General features: G+C 44.9%; 19 protein-coding genes and 1 pseudogene. 8 read left to right on the top strand and 12 right to left on the bottom strand.

From position 1 onward, the window contains the following. Window positions 1-201: 201 nt before the first annotated feature. The 3 genes from fbp to CW370_RS13205 all read right to left on the bottom strand — a co-directional run bounded on the left by fbp (window position 202) and on the right by CW370_RS13205 (window position 3,236). Window positions 202-2,127, bottom strand: a complete 1,926-nt coding sequence (gene fbp / locus CW370_RS13215) for a fructose-1,6-bisphosphatase (protein ID WP_157829191.1) — start codon at window positions 2,125-2,127, stop codon at window positions 202-204. Between the two features lie 208 nt (window positions 2,128-2,335). Next, window positions 2,336-2,497, bottom strand: a complete 162-nt coding sequence (locus CW370_RS13210; RefSeq protein ID WP_101169711.1) for a hypothetical protein — start codon at window positions 2,495-2,497, stop codon at window positions 2,336-2,338. Window positions 2,498-2,525: 28 nt separating this feature from the next. Continuing rightward, complete coding sequence (locus CW370_RS13205; RefSeq protein ID WP_101169710.1) at window positions 2,526-3,236, bottom strand: GntR family transcriptional regulator; 711 nt, start codon at window positions 3,234-3,236, stop codon at window positions 2,526-2,528. 155 nt (window positions 3,237-3,391) lie between these two features. Here CW370_RS13205 and CW370_RS21575 point away from each other — a divergent pair. The 4 genes and pseudogenes from CW370_RS21575 to CW370_RS13185 form a co-directional block, all read left to right on the top strand. Next, a pseudogene (locus CW370_RS21575) lies at window positions 3,392-3,472 on the top strand (PTS sugar transporter subunit IIA); the annotation flags it as partial. A gap of 106 nt (window positions 3,473-3,578) precedes the next feature. Beyond that, on the top strand, window positions 3,579-3,881 hold the full coding sequence (locus CW370_RS21570) for a PTS sugar transporter subunit IIA (RefSeq protein WP_101169708.1): 303 nt from the start codon (window positions 3,579-3,581) through the stop codon (window positions 3,879-3,881). A gap of 13 nt (window positions 3,882-3,894) precedes the next feature. Then, complete coding sequence (gene bglA / locus CW370_RS13190; protein WP_101169707.1) at window positions 3,895-5,334, top strand: 6-phospho-beta-glucosidase BglA; 1,440 nt, start codon at window positions 3,895-3,897, stop codon at window positions 5,332-5,334. A 287-nt stretch (window positions 5,335-5,621) separates the two neighbouring features. Continuing rightward, a complete protein-coding gene (locus CW370_RS13185; protein ID WP_101169706.1) occupies window positions 5,622-6,974 on the top strand; it encodes a polysaccharide pyruvyl transferase family protein in 1,353 nt (450 codons plus the stop codon). A 111-nt stretch (window positions 6,975-7,085) separates the two neighbouring features. Here the strand turns inward: CW370_RS13185 and ahpF are convergent, their stop codons facing one another. The 6 genes from ahpF to gntR form a co-directional block, all read right to left on the bottom strand. After that, the gene (ahpF, locus tag CW370_RS13180) at window positions 7,086-8,615 is read right to left on the bottom strand and encodes an alkyl hydroperoxide reductase subunit F (protein WP_101169705.1); all 1,530 of its coding nucleotides are present in this window, start codon (window positions 8,613-8,615) and stop codon (window positions 7,086-7,088) included. Window positions 8,616-8,628: 13 nt separating this feature from the next. Next, window positions 8,629-9,192 (bottom strand): alkyl hydroperoxide reductase subunit C, encoded by a 564-nt coding sequence (gene ahpC / locus CW370_RS13175; RefSeq protein ID WP_015483942.1) that lies wholly within the window; start codon window positions 9,190-9,192, stop codon window positions 8,629-8,631. Between the two features lie 462 nt (window positions 9,193-9,654). After that, window positions 9,655-11,061 carry a decarboxylating NADP(+)-dependent phosphogluconate dehydrogenase gene (gnd, locus tag CW370_RS13170; RefSeq protein WP_101169704.1) on the bottom strand — a complete coding sequence of 469 codons (1,407 nt, stop codon included), beginning with the start codon at window positions 11,059-11,061 and terminating at the stop codon, window positions 9,655-9,657. Window positions 11,062-11,083: 22 nt separating this feature from the next. Next, a complete protein-coding gene (gntP, locus tag CW370_RS13165) occupies window positions 11,084-12,430 on the bottom strand; it encodes a gluconate permease GntP (protein ID WP_024571486.1) in 1,347 nt (448 codons plus the stop codon). A gap of 28 nt (window positions 12,431-12,458) precedes the next feature. Next, window positions 12,459-14,000, bottom strand: coding sequence for a gluconokinase (gene gntK / locus CW370_RS13160; protein ID WP_024571487.1), 1,542 nt, complete (start codon window positions 13,998-14,000; stop codon window positions 12,459-12,461). Then, entirely contained in the window at window positions 13,993-14,724 is a 732-nt protein-coding gene (gene gntR / locus CW370_RS13155) for a gluconate operon transcriptional repressor GntR (protein WP_003243132.1), read from the bottom strand. Before gntR ends, gntK begins: the two co-directional genes overlap by 8 nt. Before the next feature lie 195 nt (window positions 14,725-14,919). Here gntR and CW370_RS13150 point away from each other — a divergent pair, with 195 nt between their 5' ends. Then, a complete protein-coding gene (locus CW370_RS13150; RefSeq protein ID WP_024571488.1) occupies window positions 14,920-16,068 on the top strand; it encodes a glycerate kinase in 1,149 nt (382 codons plus the stop codon). 92 nt (window positions 16,069-16,160) lie between these two features. Next, a complete protein-coding gene (locus CW370_RS13145) occupies window positions 16,161-17,192 on the top strand; it encodes a polysaccharide pyruvyl transferase family protein (protein WP_024571489.1) in 1,032 nt (343 codons plus the stop codon). A gap of 39 nt (window positions 17,193-17,231) precedes the next feature. Here CW370_RS13145 and CW370_RS13140 read toward each other — a convergent pair whose 3' ends face one another. Together CW370_RS13140 and CW370_RS13135 are read right to left on the bottom strand one after the other, a co-directional pair. Further along, window positions 17,232-17,924 carry an LrgB family protein gene (locus CW370_RS13140; RefSeq protein WP_024571490.1) on the bottom strand — a complete coding sequence of 231 codons (693 nt, stop codon included), beginning with the start codon at window positions 17,922-17,924 and terminating at the stop codon, window positions 17,232-17,234. Then, the gene (locus CW370_RS13135) at window positions 17,894-18,298 is read right to left on the bottom strand and encodes a CidA/LrgA family holin-like protein (RefSeq protein WP_009968420.1); all 405 of its coding nucleotides are present in this window, start codon (window positions 18,296-18,298) and stop codon (window positions 17,894-17,896) included. The genes CW370_RS13140 and CW370_RS13135 overlap by 31 nt, the downstream gene beginning before the upstream one ends. A 226-nt stretch (window positions 18,299-18,524) precedes the next feature. On the opposite strand from CW370_RS13135, the gene CW370_RS13130 reads away from it, so the two are divergent. Further along, on the top strand, window positions 18,525-18,956 hold the full coding sequence (locus tag CW370_RS13130; protein ID WP_003243994.1) for a MarR family winged helix-turn-helix transcriptional regulator: 432 nt from the start codon (window positions 18,525-18,527) through the stop codon (window positions 18,954-18,956). A gap of 56 nt (window positions 18,957-19,012) precedes the next feature. Here CW370_RS13130 and CW370_RS13125 read toward each other — a convergent pair whose 3' ends face one another. After that, window positions 19,013-20,083: an SDR family oxidoreductase gene (locus CW370_RS13125; RefSeq protein ID WP_101169703.1), complete on the bottom strand. Its 1,071-nt coding sequence runs from the start codon at window positions 20,081-20,083 to the stop codon at window positions 19,013-19,015. 130 nt (window positions 20,084-20,213) lie between these two features. Here CW370_RS13125 and yxaF point away from each other — a divergent pair, with 130 nt between their 5' ends. Beyond that, window positions 20,214-20,789, top strand: a complete 576-nt coding sequence (gene yxaF, locus CW370_RS13120) for a transcriptional regulator YxaF (RefSeq protein ID WP_024572864.1) — start codon at window positions 20,214-20,216, stop codon at window positions 20,787-20,789. Window positions 20,790-20,873 lie beyond the last annotated feature (84 nt).

Raw genomic sequence — 20,873 nt, 5'->3', positions numbered from 1 at the left:
CATAAGAAATGAAAAATTTAAAAAACATATCATTAACAAGTAAGTGTAAAAAATGTCCTTCTAAAAAAGAAGGAAACGGGTCTGGTAAGGTGGTTACTTCGTTTGTCCTTTCTTGAAATAACTCCCCAAAGACAAACAGATTTCTCTTCCATCTGTCTACCTTTAGGGGAGCATATCTTCAACTCTGAACTCTATACTTCCTCACTTCATATACCGATACTCCCGCAAACTCTCCAAAATAGCCACTTCCTGCAGTAGTTCCTCACCAACATTCGTTTCCTTCACTTTCTTCCGCTCAAGCTCTTTGTCCACTAATCGCTTCACCGTTAAGACGTCGGTTCCGGTGCTTAGGACTTCTGCCTTGGAATTGAAGTGTTTATGGGCGACGAGCTGCATGCCGTAGGAGTTGTATAGCAGCGTGTAGCCTGCGATGCCTGTTGTGGATTGGTAAGCCTTGGAGAAGCCGCCGTCGATGACGATCATTTTTCCGTTTGCTTTGATTGGGTCTTCTCCTTCGATTTCTTTTACAGGTGTATGGCCGTTGATGATATGGCCATGATCTGGATTGAGGCCGAATTCTGCCAAGATGTTTCGGCAGGTTGCCTCGTCCTCGCGTAAATAGTAATACGGGTTTTTCTTCTCTTTATGTGTTTCCTTTTCTTTAATGAAATAGCGCTCAAATGTCGTCATGGCGCGTTTTCCGAAGAGGGAGGAGTACTCGCCTGTCCATAAATACCAAGCCATATCTGTCGCCAGGTCATCGGTTTCTTCCGAGTGGGCAAAGGCTTCCCGCAAGAATCGTTCAAATACATCGAGCAGCTCACGGCCTGCATACGGTTTATCCTCAATCATCATCGTTTCCATATTGCCGTTTTCATCGACAGGAATACAGCCGTGAATCAACAGGTTGCCGTTATATTTTAAATAAAGGCTGCCTTTTTTCATCATAAAATTCATATGGCGGCCCAGCTTTTCGGAATGCTGGACAGAGAATAGCAGCTTGTCTATGACTTCTGCTTCTTCTTCTAATAGCTGATCGGGCTGCTCCGGATTAACCGTCGCAAAGCAGGTGTTTTCCAGCTGATATGTTTTTCCGTTCAGCGTAATTTCGTTTTTGTCATAATCTATTTTTTCTAATAACAGCCGCTCTTCCATATTAAAGTTCGGCCGTCTCTTGATAATCGGGCTCTCGAGCTTGAATTGGATCATCGCAATCGCTTGATGGATTTTTGTGATTTGCTTAATCTCATCCTCTGGCCTGTTGTCGTCAGCTTTTGGACGGAATGCTGGATTATCGTCATAATATTTTTCGGCCAGGTTCAGCAGCGGTCTCAGGTTGATGCCGTACACGTCCTCAATAATATCCAGGTTGTCGTAGCGGGCACAGATGCGGATAATATTGGCCAGGCACACTTTGGAACCGGAATAGGCGCCGATCCAAAGGACATCGTGATTTCCCCACTGAATATCGACAGAATGATAGTTGATCAGTTCTTCCATAATTCTATCCGGCTGCGGTCCGCGGTCGTAAATATCGCCGACAACATGCAGATGGTCGACCACCAGCCGCTGAACGCTGTAAGCAAGGCCGGTGATCAGCTTATCGGCTTGGCCAAGTTCAATGATCTGATCAATGATTTCGGAGTAATATTGCTCCTTGTTGCCAGCTTGTTCTGTTTTGTATAACAGCTCCTCCGTAATATAAGCAAATTGGGCAGGCAGTGCTTTGCGCAGTTTGGAGCGGGTATACTTGGAGGAGCAATATAAAACGAGCTTAATCATTCGATGAATCGTTTCTTTATACCACTCGTTTAACGCTTCTTTCGCATCAAAGTCATGTTTGATTAACTTCAGTTTGTCTTCCGGATAGTAGACCAATGCTGCTAATTCATCGATTTCTCTATCGTAAATGACACCGCTGAAGATGTCTCGTATCTTCTCTTTGACTCGTCCTGAACCATTACGCAGCACGTGCTGGAATGCCTGATACTCCCCGTGCAAATCACTGACAAAATGCTCAGTGCCCTTTGGCAGGTTCAGTATCGCTTTCAAATTGATGATTTCTGTTACCACTTTTTCTTCACAATCGTATTTTTGTGCGAGTAGATCTAGGTACTTGCTTTCCAAAACCGTCCATCCCCTTTTTAGAATAAACCCCTCTTTATGAGCATGTGCATGATAAGGTGAATTTAAAAGTATGACATTATTTTTAAACATTGGACCTTTATATGATAGTACCGCATAACTGCTTTTAGAGACAATTGAAACGGATGAATAAAGTGAAACACAAAAAACCAGATGTCAAATCTGGTTTCCTATGTCCGTTCAAAGCAAACTATTGTTGTTTTTCTTTCACCATCTTTATAAAAAGGAAAAAGATAATAAATACGATAAAGTAGTTCATTGGATTTTTAACGATGCTCATCTCTAGTGAAATCTGTAAGAGTATCCAGAGCGCAAAGATGGCTAGTATGGCAGGAATGATAATTTTGTACATGTCGATCACCTTCCATAGTGAAGCAGCCCTATAATAAAAAACTATTAGCCTGCACCACAAACTGCGACTGCTTATAATTATACGAAATCTTCGAGTAATCAAACGGCTGCCCATTTGTCAGGTGAAAAATACTTTCTATATACAGCTTCGGCAGTCCAGCCTCTAATCCCAAATATTCCGCTTCTTCCTCATTAAGCTGGCCCACGTGCAGAAACAAATCAGAAAAACCAATCTTCAACCCCAGTCCTTCCCGGATGTAATGGAAGATGGAGTGGGAGACGATTTCGTTGTTTAAATACGTCACGATCGATTTGTTGTAGTAAGACTCTTCGTAGCAAAGAATCTGGCCGTTGATGTAGCGGACCCTTTTGACATAGTAGATGTCTTCGTTTATTTCGATGTTCAGATTTTCCGCCGCTTCCGGTGTTGGCTTTCTCACGTCCAGTTCGATGACTTTTGAGGTGACGTTGAAATCCTCGAGGTCTTTTTTAAATCCCTGATTCGACAAAAGGCTGATATAGCCTTTTCGTTTATGTTTTCTGACGAAAATGCCGCTTCCTCTGACCTGAAAGATCGCGCCTTTTTGCTCTAATAGCTCGAGGGACTTTGTGATTGTGCTTTTGCTGACTTCAAACTGGGCCATGAGGGTTTCTAGGACTGGCAGTTTGTCTCCCTGCTGAAGCTGGTGTTCTTCTATATATGTTTCAATTTCCGCTGCGATTTGCTGGTATTTTAACATACGCATTCCTCATTTATTCGTTTAGTTTCACTGCCAAAATTATAGCATAAACCGCTTACAATGTTAGTTAGTGCGTAAATATTTTGTTTCGGTATTGATATATTATACCGGTACAATTATAATGAAAGCGCAACCAAAACAAAGGGGTGGGTGAAATGTCGGGGAAAGTGAGAGATTATACGAGACTAGCAAAAGACATTTTAGAGGCCGTAGGCGGGGAAGAGAATGTGATTGGGGCTTCTCGCTGCGCTACCAGACTTCGATTGGTGCTGAAGCGGTCTACCCCTAAAGCGAAGGATATCGTGAAATCGATGCTACCATCCCGGCGTCATTACGGTTGTCATGGTTACGCCTACAAAGCATGCGATTGGCCTGCGTTCAGCGTCCGGCGTCGAATTGCTTGCGCACATCGGGCTGGATACGGTGACATTAGGCGGCACTCCTTTTTCCTTGAAGGTAAAAGAAGGCGATACCGTTAAAAAAGGCGAAGTGCTTGTTGAGTTTGATAAAGCTTTCATTAAAGAGAAAGGGTTAACAACGATTACCCCTGTCATCATCACGAATTCACATGCGTACCAGGAAATTCTGATTGAAGAGATTAAGGAAAGTGCATTACATCAAAAAATATTTACAGTCGTAAGCTGAGGAGGAATTAAACATGGGAAACATGCCAAAGGATTTTTTATGGGGCGGTGCTTTAGCTGCCCACCAATTTGAAGGCGGATGGAATCAAGGCGGTAAAGGGCCGAGTGTCGTCGATGTGATGACAGCGGGTGCGCACGGCGTGCCGAGAAAAATCACTGACACGATTGAAGAAAACGAATTTTATCCAAACCATGAAGCCATTGATTTCTATCACAGATACAAGGAAGATATCGCTTTGTTTGCGGAAATGGGATTAAAATGTCTGCGGACGTCCATCGGCTGGAGCCGGATTTTTCCGAAAGGCGATGAGGCTGAACCGAACGAAGCTGGTTTGCAGTTTTATGATGATGTGTTTGATGAATTGCTGAAGCATGGGATCGAGCCGGTCATTACCCTGTCTCACTTTGAAATGCCGCTGCACCTGGCAAGAGAATATGGCGGCTTCAGAAACCGGAAAGTCGTGGACTTCTTCGTCAACTTTGCAGATGCTTGCTTTAGCCGTTACAAAGATAAAGTGAAGTACTGGATGACATTTAACGAGATTAACAACCAAATGGATGTGAACAATCCGTTGTTCCTATGGACGAATTCAGGTGTTGTGGTTGGCGAAAACGAAAACGCCAAGGAGGTCATGTATCAAACGGCACACCACGAACTAGTGGCGAGCGCATTAGCAGTGGCAAAAGGAAAAGACATCAATCCAGAGTTCCAGATCGGGGCCATGGTATCACACGTGCCGATTTATCCTTTCTCCTCCAATCCTGAAGATGTGATGCTGGCTGAAGAAGAAATGAGGCAGCGCTATTTCTTCCCGGATGTGCAGGTTCGCGGGTACTATCCAAGCTACGCGTTGAAGGAATTTGAACGCGAAGGCTACAACATCACATTCGAAGACGGCGATGATGAGATTTTAAGAAACGGAACCGTCGATTACTTAGGCTTCAGCTATTACATGTCAACAACTGTGAAAAGCGATGTGAAAAATGATAACACTGGCGATATTGTCAATGGCGGCTTGCCGAATGGTGTCGAAAATCCGTACATCACTTCGAGTGACTGGGGATGGGCGATTGATCCAACCGGGCTGAGATATACGTTAAATCGTTTTTATGACCGATACCAAATCCCGTTATTCATCGTTGAAAATGGCTTTGGCGCAGTGGATACGCTGGAGGAGGACGGCAAGGTTCATGATCCGGAACGCATTCAATATTTAAAATCGCATATTGAAGCATTGGAAAAAGCGGTCACGTACGATGGTGTTGATTTAATTGGCTACACGCCGTGGGGCATTATTGATATTGTCTCCTTCACAACTGGCGAAATGAAAAAACGCTACGGCATGATCTATGTTGATCGTGACAATGAAGGAAACGGATCCATGAAACGGTATAAGAAGAACTCCTTTGAGTGGTACAAAAATGTCATTCAAACGAACGGAGAGGAACTATAAGAAGCTGGCCCGAATCGAGCACTTTTACCGGAGTGCCTGGTTCGGGTTTTTGATATGATCCGACCCGATATCCAATAATGGGAATAGATTACTAGCGCTGATTGTATGTTATGATTTCACCTGTAAGATCCTTTTTTGTATAATTTAATATTAGAATGGAAGAAAGGGAGAGAGTTTGTGAGTAAAAAGGGATGAAAGCGGGTGTCCGGCTGAAGTTTTAAGATCATGATAGAGTTCCCTAAGCAAATCTCCTGAAAAAAATTTGGCGAGGAAGGGGCAACATCACATTGAAAAACATTTTAATAAGAGCTGGCATATCACCATTTGATACATTTAATGCAGCTGAAATGATTGTTCGCAACTCCATTGGCGGCAACGTAGGAAACCTAGTATATGCCTACAGTGTGTTTCGCACGCTGATGTCAGAAGGAACGACGATTACTCCTGATTATTATCGGATTAATCCAGCGGATGCTGAACAAATTAATAAAAATTATGATATGTATATTATTCCGCTGGCAGATGCATTCCGCGAGGATTTCGTGCCTTCTTTACGGAAATATACCCAATTAATTAAGAAACTAACCATTCCGGTTGTTGTGATTGGTGTTGGTTTGCGTGCTCCGTTTGAACCAAAATTAAATGAAGGTTTTCCTTTTGATGAGGATGTAAAAGCGTTTGTAAGTGCTGTGCTGGAGAGATCAAATATGATCGGTGTCCGCGGTGAAATTACAGCGAAATACCTTTCCAGATTAGGCTTCCGTGAAGGCATTGACCATACGGTGATTGGGTGTCCTTCTATGTATGCGTTTGGCAGAGAACTGAAGATAAGAGAAACTAATATCACAACAGAATCTATGGTGACGGTTAACTCATCAAGACTGTCTCCAAAGCATGTGCTGGACTTCATTACGAGAAGCATGAAAGAGTTCCCGAATCATTACTTTATCCCGCAATGGCGAAAAGAAATGATTCTGACGTATGCGGGTGCGCCTGCGCTAGCGAAGCCTGCTGATAATTATCCGGTCAGCATGGAAGACCCGGCTTATCAGAATGATAGAGTCCGATTCTTTTTAAATGTGCCGACTTGGCTGGATTTCCTGAGAAAAGCCGATTTGAGCTTTGGCGCAAGGCTGCATGGAAATATCGCAGCGACGATTGCCGGTACACCGAGCCTGTTGCTTCCGAAAGATGCCAGAATGCGTGAATTAGCTGAGTACCATCAATTAACGCATGTCATGGCAAATGAGATAACCGATCAGACAAAACTGTCAGAATTAATTGAAACACTTGATTTTCATCAGCCTGAGAAACGGCAAGCGCAAAACTTTGACCATTTCATCAGCTTCTTGAATCAAAATGAATTAGACCATATTTATAAAGAGAAAGCGATTCCTGATACCGTTCCTTTTGACGAAAAACTATCTAAGACGAAGCTTCTTCCGGCTGTGACTACAGTTAGCGGCTGCAGTTCCACAGAAACAGCGAAACGCTGGGAAACGCTAGTGGCATTAGAAAATGCCAAAAAGGAAAAAACCATTAAAGATCTGAAAAAAAAGGTCAAAAAGTATCAGGGCACGTTAAATAGAAAATCAGTGCGTATCGCTTTAAAAACAGCAAATATGCTGAGTGTGAAGTGACCATTCACTAACATTACAACTATATTACAGTTGTATAAAACATGCAATATTTTTGGAATAAAAAAGAAAGCCGCAATGCTGCCAATCTGGCAATATTGCGGCTTTCTTATATTAGTTACGGATTAGGTAATCAAACGCGCCGAGGGCGGCAGTTGCACCTGATCCCATAGAAATAATAATTTGGTTGTACGCACTGTCTGTGCAGTCGCCGGCAGCAAATAAGCCTGGTACGCTTGTTGCGCCATGTTTGTCGACGATGATTTCGCCCATGCGGTTGCGTTCAACCGTTCCTTCTAACCATTCTGTGTTTGGCACGAGACCGATTTGGACGAATACACCTTGAAGTTCAACGTGTTTTTCTTCGCCTGTTTCGCGGTCTACATATGTGATGCCGTTAACACTCTGATCACCTGTGATTTCTTTTGTTTGTGCGTTTTTCACGACTGTGACGTTAGGCAGGCTGTAGAGACGTTTTTGCAGGACTTCGTCTGCTTTCAGTTCCGGCGCAAATTCTAGCACGGTAACGTGATTGACAATACCTGCAAGGTCAATTGCTGCTTCGATACCAGAGTTTCCTCCGCCGATAACCGCTACGTCTTTGCCTTCAAACAATGGCCCATCACAGTGCGGGCAGTATGCGACACCTTTGTTTTTGAACTCTTGTTCACCAGGTACGTTGACATTGCGCCAGCGTGCACCTGTTGAAAGGATCACTGTTTTACTTTTCAGAACAGCGCCGTTTTCGAGTTCAAGTTCGAACAGATCTTTCTTCTCAAGGCGTTTCGCACGCTGAAGGTTCATAACATCAATATCATATTCCTTCACATGCTCTTCAAGACTTGCCGCAAGCTTCGGTCCTTCCGTCGCTTTGACGCTGATGAAGTTTTCGATGCTCATGGTGTCGAGAACCTGTCCGCCGAAGCGTTCAGCGACAACCCCAGTGCGGATGCCTTTACGTGCAGTGTAGATCGCTGCACTTGCACCAGCAGGTCCGCCTCCGACAACAAGAACGTCAAACGGCTCTTTGTCAGCAAACTCAGATGCATCTGCGCCGCTGCCCATTTTCGCAAGGATTTCTTCAAGCGTCATACGGCCGCTTCCGAAGGACTCGCCATTCAGGTAAACGGTCGGCACTGCCATGATGTTTTTGCTTTCAACTTCTGCTTTGTATGCTGCACCGTCAATCATCGTGTGCGTAATGTTCGGATTCAGCACGCTCATCATGTTTAAAGCCTGTACAACATCAGGACAGTTGTGGCATGTCAGGCTGATATAAGATTCAAAGTGGTATTCACCGCTGATCTTCTTCACCTGATCAATGACTTTTTGGTCTACCTTAGGCGGTCTGCCGCTCACTTGGAGCAACGCCAGCACTAATGATGTGAATTCGTGGCCCAGAGGGATACCAGCGAAAGTTACGCCAGTGTCTTCTCCGACACGATTGACACTGAAGCTTGGCGTTCTGTTTAATTCAGTTTTTTCAACTGAAATTTTCGATGACATGGAAGCCAGCTCATCAACGAGAGCCAGCATGTCCTTTGAAATGTCATCTTCGCCTGCGCTAACTTTGAGAACAATGTCATTCTCAATTAGCTGCATATATTGATTTAATTGTGCTTTGATATTTGCATCAAGTACCAATTGAATGCACTCCTTAGATTTTACCTACTAGATCAAGGCTAGGTGTAAGAGTTTCGCCGCCTTCTTCCCATTTAGCCGGGCAAACTTCACCTGGGTTTTGACGAACGTATTGAGCTGCTTTTACTTTGTTTACAAGGTTGCTTGCATCACGGCCGATACCGCCTGCATTGATTTCAACAGTTTGGATAACGCCGTCTGGATCGATGATGAATGTTCCGCGGTCAGCAAGACCAGTTTCTTCGTCAAGAACATCGAAGTTGCGAGAAATTGTTTGAGATGGGTCACCGATCATTGCGTAAGTGATTTTGCCGATTTTTTCAGAGCTGTCATGCCAGCCTTTGTGTACGAAGTGAGTATCTGTAGAAACAGAGTATACTTCAACACCTAATTCTTTAAGAGCAGCATATTGTTCTTGAAGATCTTCAAGCTCAGTTGGGCATACGAAAGAGAAATCTGCTGGGTAGAAGCAGAATACGCTCCATTGGCCTTTCAAATCTTCGTTTGTTACATCGATGAATTCACCGTTTTTGAATGCTTTTGCTTCGAATGGAAGTACTTCTTTACCGATTAAAGACATAATGTATATTCCTCCTAAAAATGTATTAGAAAGCATATTCGCTTTCAATAATAATTCTAATTATATATGAATTATTAATTAATATATATTTTTTGTCAAGCCATAACCTACTTTTTTTCATCTTACTAAAGGTGTGACAGGTAGGATTTATGCATTTCTTTTATAACAAATGAGAGGCTGATTCTCAATTAGACAAGGTTTTCAGGGACTTTTGTAAATCAGAATGACAGGCCGTTTTGGCATTTGAACATTTTATGACACCATGGGCAAGGGCAAAGGACAATGGCCAAGAGCAGAATAGAACGGAACAGCAAGCTGCTGTCACATGATGATGGGGATTGTTTCTAGCTATTATTGTATCACTGTTTATGATATTTAAAACATAACTTATGTCTTCTGTTGTTTGGGATAGAAGAAAAAAACACGGTTCAGTTGAAAACTGACCGTGTTTTTGATGACAGGTTATTCAGACCAATTCGTATGGAAAACGCCGTCCATATCAGTCCGTTCGTACGTGTGAGCGCCAAAGTAATCGCGCTGTGCCTGCAAGAGGTTCGCATTGGAACGCCCTGTGCGGTAGCCGTCGTAATAAGAGAGCGCGGTAGTTAAGCATGGGAAAGAGATTCCGGTGCTGATACCCTCGCAAACGACTTTTCGCAGGCCTGTTTGATAGGCATGGAGCTTATCTGTGAAATAAGGCGCGATCAGCAGGTTAGCCAGATTTGGCTGCTCACTGAATGCTTCGCTGATCACGTTTAGGAAATCAGCGCGGATGATGCAGCCGCCTCGGAAAATCAAGGCGATGTCTTTGAGCGGCAGATTCCAGCCGTAAAGCTCAGATGACATCTTATATTGGGCAAAGCCTTGTGCATAGGCGCATACTTTCCCCATGTAAAGAGCCTGTCTGACGTATTCAATCCAGGTGTCTTTATCCAAGTGTTTTTCTTCGGCTTCCGGGCCTGCTAATACATCTTGAGCTGCCATCCGTTCTTCTTTTAAGGATGACAAGTAGCGGGCGAACAAGGACTCTGTGATGATCGTGGACGGGATGCCGTTATCAATCGCCTGCATGCTCGTCCATTTTCCAGTGCCTTTTTGGCCGGTTTTATCAAGGATGACATCGATCAGAGGCTGTCCTGTTTTTTCGTCTTTTTTGCGTAAAATCTCAGCTGTAATCTCTATTAAATAGCTTTTCAGCTCACCTTGATTCCATGTTTCAAAAATAGATGCAATTTCATCTAGCGGCAGATGAAGCGTTTCTCTTAGAAACGTATACGCTTCTGCAATCAGCTGCATGTCGGCATATTCAATGCCATTGTGCACCATTTTTGTAAAGTGCCCTGCCCCTTTTGGTCCGATATAGACACAGCAAGGGTCATCTCCGACTTGAGCTGCGATTTTCGTCAGGATAGGAGCGGCTTTCTCATAGACGTCGCGATCTCCGCCCGGCATGATGGAAGGCCCTGTTAATGCACCGACTTCACCGCCGGAAATGCCGACTCCCAGGTAACCGATCCCTTTTTCCTTCAGTTCGTCATATCTTCTTTCTGTGTCTTCATAATGGGAGTTTCCTCCATCCATGATGACGTCGCCTTCTTCAAGCAAAGGCTTTAATGATTGGATGACGGAATCTACGGGTTTTCCCGCTGTGACCATCAAAAAGATTTTTCTTGGTTTTTCTAACGATTGAACAAAGTCCTCAAGCTCGTAATACGGGCTGAGGGATTGTCCATCCAGCTTTTGGACAAGCTGGTCCGTTAAATCTCTGGTGTAATTATAGACAGCGACGTTTTCACCTTTATTTGCCATGTTTAAGGCGATGTTGCTTCCCATTACGCCTAAGCCTATGACACCAATCGTATTGAACATGTGTTACAGCTCCTTCTTAATTTCATACAACTAAACTTAACAATAAAATGAATCCCAGTCCAGCAACGGAAATAATGGTTTCCAGCAATGTCCATGTGGCAAATGTTTCTTTCATGCTTAATCCGAAGTATTCCTTGAACATCCAGAAGCCGGCGTCATTGACGTGTGAAGCGATGACACTTCCGGCGCCTGTTGCGAGCACGACTAACGCCAGGTTAACATCAGAATGGCCCAATAACGGAATGACCAGACCTGTTGTGCTTAGTGCGGCAACAGTCGCTGATCCTAGAGAAATGCGCAGGATCGCCGCGATGAGCCATGCCAGAATGATTGGCGATAATGCCGTTTCTTTGAATAAGTCTGCTACGTAATCGCCGACACCGCCGTTGATCAGCACTTGTTTGAAGGCGCCGCCTCCTCCGATGATCAAAAGCATCATGCCGATTTGTGAAATGGCAGTTGAACAAGAATCCATCACGGTTTTGACTGGAATGTTGCGCTTGATACCCATTGTATAGACTGCGACCAATAACGAAATAATCATAGCAGTCGATGCGTTTCCAATCAATCTGATAAAAGCTAAAACTCCGTTATCTGCAAACCCGATTGTTTCTTGAAGCAGGTCGATAATGGTCGCGACCGACATGATGATAATCGGGAGCATTGCGGTAAAGACACTGATTCCAAAGCCGGGTGTTTCTTCAAGGTTAAACGTTTTTTGTGTGCCGAGTGATGCAATATTGCCGTTTTTCGCAAATGATGCAGGAACGATTTTTTTCGCGAACTTTGTAAATAACGGCCCTGCGATGAGCACTGTCGGAACAGCAACGATAAAGCCATACAGCAGCACTTCTCCAATGTTTGCGCCATACTCACCGGCGATCGCCGTAGGTCCCGGGTGCGGCGGCAGGAAACCGTGTGTGACGGATAGTGCCGCGACCATCGGGATTCCGAGAAATAAAATAGAAATCTTCAATTCTCTTGAAATCGCAAAGACAATCGGAATTAATAGAACCAGTCCTACTTCAAAAAATAACGCAATCCCAATAATAAATGAGGCAATGACAACGGCCCATTGAATATTTTTCTCACCGAATTTGTTGACGAGCGTCATCGCAATGCGCTGTGCGCCTCCTGAATCCGCGATCAGCTTGCCCAGCATCGCACCGAGTCCGAAGATGAGCGCGATGTGGCCAAGAGTCCCCCCTATTCCTGCTTCGATGGAGCTGACAACTTTATCGAACGGCATCCCGAGTGCCAGTGCCACGCCGAACGATACGACCAGCAGGGAAATAAATGTGTTTAATTTTAAGCCCATAATCAGAAATAGTAATGCTAAGATCCCAAGTGCAACGATGATTAACGGCATGGTAATGCCCTCCCCTTCATGTCATGTACTATTTGTGTGTGATTAAGCCCCTCTGATAATCTGCAATTTGTGTATATTGATTTTCTAATAATCTTGATAGATTGATGAAAATCGGCATTAATGTTCTGTATTCCTTGGCTGAGTCTTCGATCGGCGTATGTCTGTATGTGCTGCCGATCATGTCGGACACGGCGTCGAATGAGTCAATTTTTCCTGTTGCATACAGGCCTAAAATACAGGCGCCGAGACATGAGCTTTCGTAGCTTTCCGGAACGACAACCTCTGATTCGAAGATATCCGACATCATTTGGCGCCAAACCTCTGACCTTGCAAATCCCCCTGTCGCTTGGATGCGGGTTACCGGGCCATCCATGCATTCAGTTAACGCCAAGAACACCGTGTACAGGTTGTAAATGACGCCTTCCAATGCCGCGCGTATCATATGCTCTTTCTTATGCGACATGGTCAGGCCGAAAAATGAGCCCCGTACATCCGGATTCCACAACGGAGCGCGTTCTCCGGCGAGATATGGGTGGAACAGCAGACCGTCAGAACCGGGTCTGACGCGTTGGGCAATTTTCGTCAGCACGTCATATGGATCAATGCCCAGCCGTGTCGCTGTTTCGATTTCGGAGGAGGCAAACTCGTCTCTGATCCAGCGAAGGACGATGCCCCCATTGTTCACAGGTCCCCCAATAACCCAATGCTTGTCCGTCAAGGCATAGCAAAAAATTCTCCCTTTTTCATCGGTTTGCGGCTTGTCAATAATCGTCCGGATGGCACCGCTTGTACCGATGGTAACGGCGATTTCGCCCTTTTTAATGGCGTTAACGCCGAGGTTGGACAGCACGCCGTCGCTGGCCCCGATGACAAAAGGCGTTTCCGAATCGATTCCCATTTGGATCGCTATTTCAGGGCTGCAGTGCTGAAAGATCTGGGTTGTCGGCACGAGTTTGGATAAGTGATCCGGCGTGATGCCTGCGATGCGCAGTGCCTCTTCGTCCCAATCCAAGCCTTTCAGGTTCATCATGCCTGTCGCTGATGCCAATGAGTAATCGATGACATACTCATTGAACAGCTGTTTAAAAATGTATTCTTTGATGCCGATATATTTTTTTGCCTTGGAAGCGATTTCTTTCCTTTCATTCGTGATCCAGGCAATTTTACTTAACGGTGCCATCGGATGAATCGGTGTTCCCGTCCGTTTGTACACCTCATGTCCGTTCAATTCCTCTTTGATCTTATGCGCCCAGCCTTCACTTCGGTTGTCGGCCCATGTGATGCATGGCGTCAGCGGCTTGTCATTTTCGTCGATTGCAATGACGCTGTGCATGGCGCTGCTGAACGAAATGAATGAGATTTGTTTTTCGGGATGCTGTTTTGTAATTTTCGCTGTTGTATGGATGACTGCCTGAAATATCTCTTCCGGATTTTGTTCAGCTGTTGAGATGTCCGGTGTATAGAGCGGGTAGCCGATGCTTTCTTTCTGTACCACATCGCCGTTTTCACTGAACAGCACAGCTTTTGTGCTTGTCGTGCCGATATCGATTCCTAACATATAACTAGTCATTGTTGTATTCAGCTCCTTTTGCCAGCATTTGTTGTGAGAGCCATAGGTCTTCTACCTTATCCTGCACATCATCAAAGTTTTGGTGAAGAGACTGAATCATCAGCGCCCTATCCTTTGTTTTGATGGCTTGAATATAAAGCTCGTGGTTATCTAAAATCCTTGTGAAGTCTTCATACTTTTCCTTTAACCGTACCCGCATCGATAAAAGAATAAAGCTTTCCATGACGGGTTTTAGATTGTTCCAGATCATCTGAATGTATGAATGATCAATCGCTCGGATAATCGTTTCATGGAACAGCACATCTTGAAATGAAAATTCGTCAGCGTCCTCATATTTGATTGAGACTTTCATCATTTCAAGAATTTTGCTGAGATCCTTAACTAAAGGCTCAATGTCTATTTTGACAAGCCGTTCAAAGACAAATGTTTCTAATAGTAAACGCACATCATAAATTTCCGCGATTTTCTTCTCAGTTAAACCAATTACGACCGCTCCCATTCGTTCTAAGCGGATGATTTTTTCGGATGCGAGTATTTTTAGCGCTTCGCGAACCGGCGAACGGCTTACTGAAAACTCGGCGGCGATTGTATTTTCTGATAAAATGGTACCGCTTTCAATCAGGCCTGAAACGATCCGCATTCTCAGCTCGTATGCGACACGAACCCCGGTTGACGCTTTTGAGAGCCATTTTGCGGGATATAACAGGTCTTTGGAGTCTAGCATACACTCACCTTCCTCACTCAAGAAGTATACTTGTATACAAGTATGATAACGTGAATACTTCTTTTATGCAAACACTTTCATTTCTAATTTTTAATAAAATTTTTCCCAATCATTATGGTATTTATTTCTAAATGGAATATGGTACATTGGAGATAACTAGCATAAGTGAATCATGTTTTGAAAGAGGCGATTTGGATGAAAATCATCATTGCACCTGATTCTTTTAAGGAAAGCTTATCAGCTCTGGAGGCCGCAGACGCGATAGAAAGAGGTTTCAAGTCGGTCTTTCCGGGTGCTGATTACAGAAAATTGCCGATGGCGGATGGCGGCGAGGGAACTGTTCAATCTCTGGTCGATGCGACCAACGGAAGGATCATAGAGCAAGTTGTCACAGGGCCGCTGGGGGAACCGGTGAGAGCTTTCTTTGGCATGATGGGAGATGGGAGAACAGCTGTGATTGAAATGGCTGCTGCTTCAGGATTGCATCTGGTGCCTGTAGATAAGCGAAATCCGCTCATCACTACAACAAGGGGAACGGGAGAATTAATCGGAGCAGCTCTTGATGCGGGAGCGGAGCGATTGATCATCGGAATCGGCGGAAGCGCCACGAACGACGGGGGAGCCGGGATGATTCAGGCATTGGGCGGAAGGCTTCTTGATAACTCAGGCAGCGAGATTGGCCCAGGGGGCGGCGCGTTATCTCAGCTTGCATCAATAGATGTTAGCGGGCTTGATTCCAGATTGCGGAATGTCAAACTGGAAGTTGCCTGTGACGTGGACAATCCGTTAACAGGACCAAAGGGTGCTACGGCTGTTTTCGGGCCGCAAAAAGGCGCGACGGCCGACATGCTGGATGTACTAGACCAGAACGTAAGCCATTTCGCTGATATGGCAGAAAAAGAGCTCGGATCAACCTTCCGAGATACAGAGGGCGCCGGTGCAGCGGGCGGTCTTGGATGGAGCCTGCTGACTTATCTTCAGGCTGACCTGAAAAGAGGCATTGATATTGTCCTTAATGCGGTTGATTTTGAAAGTATCGTTCAGGATGCAGATCTTGTGATTACCGGCGAGGGACGGATCGACAGCCAAACGGTTCATGGAAAAACGCCGATCGGCGTAGCCAAAGCGGCTAAATCATATGATGTGCCCGTCATCGGTATTGCGGGATCAGTATCACGAGACAGTGATGCCGTCTATCAACACGGGATCGATGCGCTTTTCAGCATCGTTCCCGGAGCCGTGCCGCTAGAAGATGCGTTTGAACATGCCGCGGAATATATGGAAAGAACGGCGCGGGACATTGCAGCGTCTATCCAATTGGCGAAAACGATGTTTCTGATATAGCCGATGCACACGCCAATGCATAGCCATCCTTCTTTTTGGGTAGAGACAGTTAACACACAATGAGGAATTCATCCCAGAAGGAGGACGCAGATATGACTGTACAAGAAATCAAAGGAAAAAAACTAGTAAAAGGCATTGCGCCAAATGTGGAGCCGGAAGCTCTGTTAAATGATAAACGAAAAGTATTTTTGTTTGGTTCCCCTAGTTACACAAACATTGGCGACCAAGCGATTGCGTATGCGGAAGAGAAATTTATCAAAAATCATTTTCCGTATTATGAATACATTGAGATTATGGATTATGCGACGGATGAGGGCATTGAACTGGTGAAGGAGATCATTCGTGAAGACGATATTGTCTGCTTTACAGGCGGAGGGAATTTAGGAAACCTTTATCTCGATATTGAGGAAGACAGAAGAAAGGTCTTTTCGGCATTTAAAGACTACAAATCAATTTCTCTGCCACAATCCGTTTATTTTGAGGATACAGAGGAAGGACAGAAGGAAAAGAAAAAAACACAGGATGCGTACCATCAAAATACAAATTTAACGATTGCTGCGCGTGAGACGCAAACACTGGATGTTGTGAAGGAGACCTTCAACTCCAATGTGATCTTTACACCGGACATGGTGCTTTCCTTGGATATTGTGCCGCGAGAGCTCGAGCGGGACGGCGTTCTCTTTATTTTAAGAGCGGATAAGGAGAAAGTAACTGACGAAGATTTTATTTCACAGATGAAGCAATGGGCAGAAAAAACAACTTACACAGAGCGTACCGATACGGTGCTGGATACGGTCGACACCATCGACTACGCCGATCGTGAAAAGCATTTTATGGAGATGCTAGACCGAATCGGTTCCAGTAAATTGGTGATTACCGACCGCCTTCACGCGATGATTTTCTCGATTATCACCAAAACACCTTGCCTTGTCTTTGGAAACAGCTATGGCAAAGCCAAACATTCATATCGGGATTGGCTTGAAAGCTTAAACTTCATTGAATATACAGATCAACATCATATTGAGGAACTGGAGCACATGATTGACCGCCTGCTTCAAGCAGAACCGAATGACGTTGATTTATCTAAGGACTTTCAGCCGCTGATTGATTTTTTTGCTTCTTAAACGAAAAAGACTGCCCTCCCCCGGGGCAGTCTTTCTTTGTTAAATATGAAACATCCAGACGACGAGCGGGCCGAAGAATGAGCCGAGCACCGCACAAAGCGTCATGGAGACGGAACTCATGGATACGGCCAGTTCCCCATATTCCAATGCTTTGGAGGTGCCCAGTGCATGGGAGGCGCTGCCTAATGCAATGCCTTGTCCTAGGGAACTGCGTATGCGAAGCCATTTTAGGAAAAGCGGCCCGAGGATGACGCCTGAAAAGCCCGCAATCATGACAAATACGACTGTCATGGAAGGGACGCCGCCAAGACCGGCGGCGATCTGAATAGCGACAGGGGTTGTGATCGACTTTGGCAGAATGGATAATAAGAGATCATGATCAATCCCGAATGCTTCTGCGAAGATCAGCCCGCTGATCATTCCCATGCATAATCCGACCAGGACGCCGCCTAAAATGGGAACACAATGTTTGACAATGATATGCCATTGTTTATAAAGCGGATAGGCCAGTGCCACAACAGCCGGCCCAAGCAAAGAATTGATCCATTTCCCCCCGATCATATAGCCTTCATAGGAAACATGAAACATCATCAAAACCGCTACAATCAAAATGGTCGTTGTGAGAACGGGGATCAAAAATGGAAGCGGGAATCGCTTATAGAGTTTGACCATCGCTAAATAAGCGGCAACTGTTAAAAGAATTATAATGATCGCGATACATGCTTGCTGCATTTCTCTTTCTCCTCCCGTTTTTTTGCTTTTTTCTCTAATAGCTGGCTGGCGAATCCAGCCGCAATGATCGTGACGATGGTGCTCAGAACGACTGTAATCAGCAGCATCAGGCCATTGAATGAAATGAGAGACGGATAGTTTATCACTCCTGTCATTGCCGGGATGAACAACAATGGAAGGAAGGATAATAAAAACCCTGCTCCGTCTTCAATGATGGAGACGGGAACAATACGGAGGCCCAAGCAGATCAGAAGCAATACCAATCCAACGATGCTTCCTGACACGGGTAAATGAAACAGATGCTGAATGGCTTCCCCGATCATAAAAAATACATATAATATCAACACTTGCAAAATAATTCGTATGACTTTCACATCAAGTGCTGCTCTCCAATCAGAACAGCTTCCTCCTTTCTGGTGCTTGCTTCTAGGATGGTTCTGAGGAATCGCTTTACTTTCTTTTTATATGATTGTACTATACAAGTATAATAATTGATTTAGTCATATAACGACTTGTATTTATTCAGTTAATGTACATTTGTATTATACAAGTATATATGATGTTGTCAATGCCGGAGATTGGAATAGGGAGCGAGAGCGATTGCAAAATCAAAATCCAGTTGAATTAATTGAATATGAGCTGACGACTTTTATCAGGAGAGCTGTTTATCTGGATCAATCGGAGAAAAGAACAGGGAATTTGGAGAGATCTTCGTACTTATTACTGAGACAATTGGATGAGTTTGGGCCTGCTCGTGTTAAGGAATTGGCTGAATCGTTTAAGCTTGATATTTCTACTCTTTCAAGACAAGCAGCTGCATTAGAGGCAAAGGAGCTCATCTATCGTTTCTCAGACCCATCTGATGGGAGAGTAAGCCTGTTTACCATTACAAAACTCGGCAAACAACTATTAAAAGCCGATCAGCAAAAGCGCCTTGAACGTTATGAACAGATGCTGAAAGAATGGTCAACACAGGAAAAAGAGATGTTCGGCGAGCTGCTGCAGCGTATGAACAAGGCTTTTATCGATTAACAGCTGAAAAACCCATGGTTCGCTGGAACAGCATGGGTTTTTCTTATGGTCAGAGATTACCTGCATCGTTTGGCGGCAGCCCAAGCCACTAGTCCGGCAACAACAGCCGCCGATACAATGGGGCGCTTCGTCGCTTTTGTGTAGTAGCTTCTTGACCTCATCCATCCTTTATTTGTGCCTCTGTGATGCATACCGCAGCCCGCATCATAAAGAGCGCTTTCTTCTCGCGGTTTGGACGGTCTTTCGGCATGCTGGCTGTGATACATGATTTTTTCCATCAGTCTGTCGGTCAGACGAGGAAAAAGCGCGCCCAGCATGGCGATGGCTTTGGCCTGTGAGCCGATGTACATGTCGCGCTTAGGGTGTTCGGCGGCAAACAGGATCGCTTCGGCGACCGCTTCCGGCGGATAGATCATGGAGCGGTAATGAGCCGGCTGTTTGTCGAGGTAGCTGTGCGCATGCTCGTTATATGGTGTGTCAATTCTGCCCGGGTGGATGAGCGTTACCGAGACGGGCGCCTGTTCCTTTTCAAGCTCCATTCGGATGCTTTCCGTCCAGCCGTGAAGCGCAAATTTGGCAGACGCATATGTGGATTGAATGACTGTTCCCCTGTCTCCGAACAGGCTTCCTACATTAATGAGTGCGCCCGGCACACCTCTGCCGGTGTAGTGTTTGACAGCCGCTCTTGTTCCGTAAACAGGTCCCCAGAAATTTGTGTCGAACATGCGCTTCATGTCTTCGACGGTGACGTCCATGGCATGTCCGAAAGTCGAGACGGCCGCATTGTTGACCCATGTGTCAAAGCGGCCGAATGTGCTGATCGCGGTTTCTGCGATGCGGTTGACGTCCTCTTCTTTTCCGACATCCGCCTTTACCCATATGGCGTCGTGCCCTTTTTTCTTTAGTTCATCAGTGAGCTCCTTCAGCGCGTCTTCATTTCGCGCTGCTGCCACGACCTTTGCGCCTTTTTCAGCTGCCATTCGCGCCGTGACAAGTCCGATTCCGCTTGAAGCGCCGGTAATGACGATCACCTGATCCTTAAGCTTTTTCAGTTTGAGCTTTGTTTTTACGGCTGGGTTTTGTCGTTCAAGCTGTTCTGTATTCGTGACTGAATGATCGATTGTCATTGAGAGATCCCTCCTAGACGCTGTTTTTGTACATTACCCCATCCGGAAGGGTCTTACCCCTTTTGACAATCACAGGGTTCTTTTTTATATTATATAAGTCGCTCTACCATACCTAGGAGGGAATGTTTTAATGACTAGCAGAGGAGATTCACGTGAAAAAATCCTTCACACGGCGTCACGTCTGTTCCAGCTGCAAGGATATCACGCGACAGGTTTGAACCAGATTGTAAAGGAAAGCGGTGCTCCTAAGGGATCGCTTTATCACTTTTTTCCGAATGGCAAAGAAGAATTAGCAATTGAAGCGGTTACATATACAGGGAAATTGATTGAACATCTGATACAGCAAAGCATGGATGAGTCCTCTGATCCAACAGAAGCGATTCAGCTTTTTATCAAAAAAACAGCCAGCCAATTTGATAACACAGAAAGCATTAAAGGTATTCCAGTCGGTTTGCTGGCGAGTGAGACAGCGTTAATCAGTGAACCGCTGCGGACGGTTTGCATGAAGGTGTTTAAAAGCTGGGAAGCGGTTTTTGCCAGAAAATTAATGGAAAACGGATTTGCAGAAGAAGAAGCAAATCAGCTTGGAACGCTGATTAATTCGATGATTGAGGGCGGCATCATGCTTTCGTTAACGAATAAAGACAAAACGCCCCTTCTTCTCATTGCCGAACAAATACCAGTGCTGGTGAGAAAAAAAGGGTAGCATTTTGTTATCCTTTCTCCTACAATTATATAGAACGGTCTAGACAAATAATGATAATATATAGACTGGTCTAAATTGGAGGAA

Origin of the sequence: Bacillus sp. SN32 (assembly GCF_002837495.1) — a bacterium.
GTDB lineage: Bacteria > Bacillota > Bacilli > Bacillales > Bacillaceae > Bacillus > Bacillus subtilis.
The sequence above is the reverse complement of the archived record's forward strand: the minus strand, read 5'-3'. Positions and strand labels throughout refer to the sequence as shown.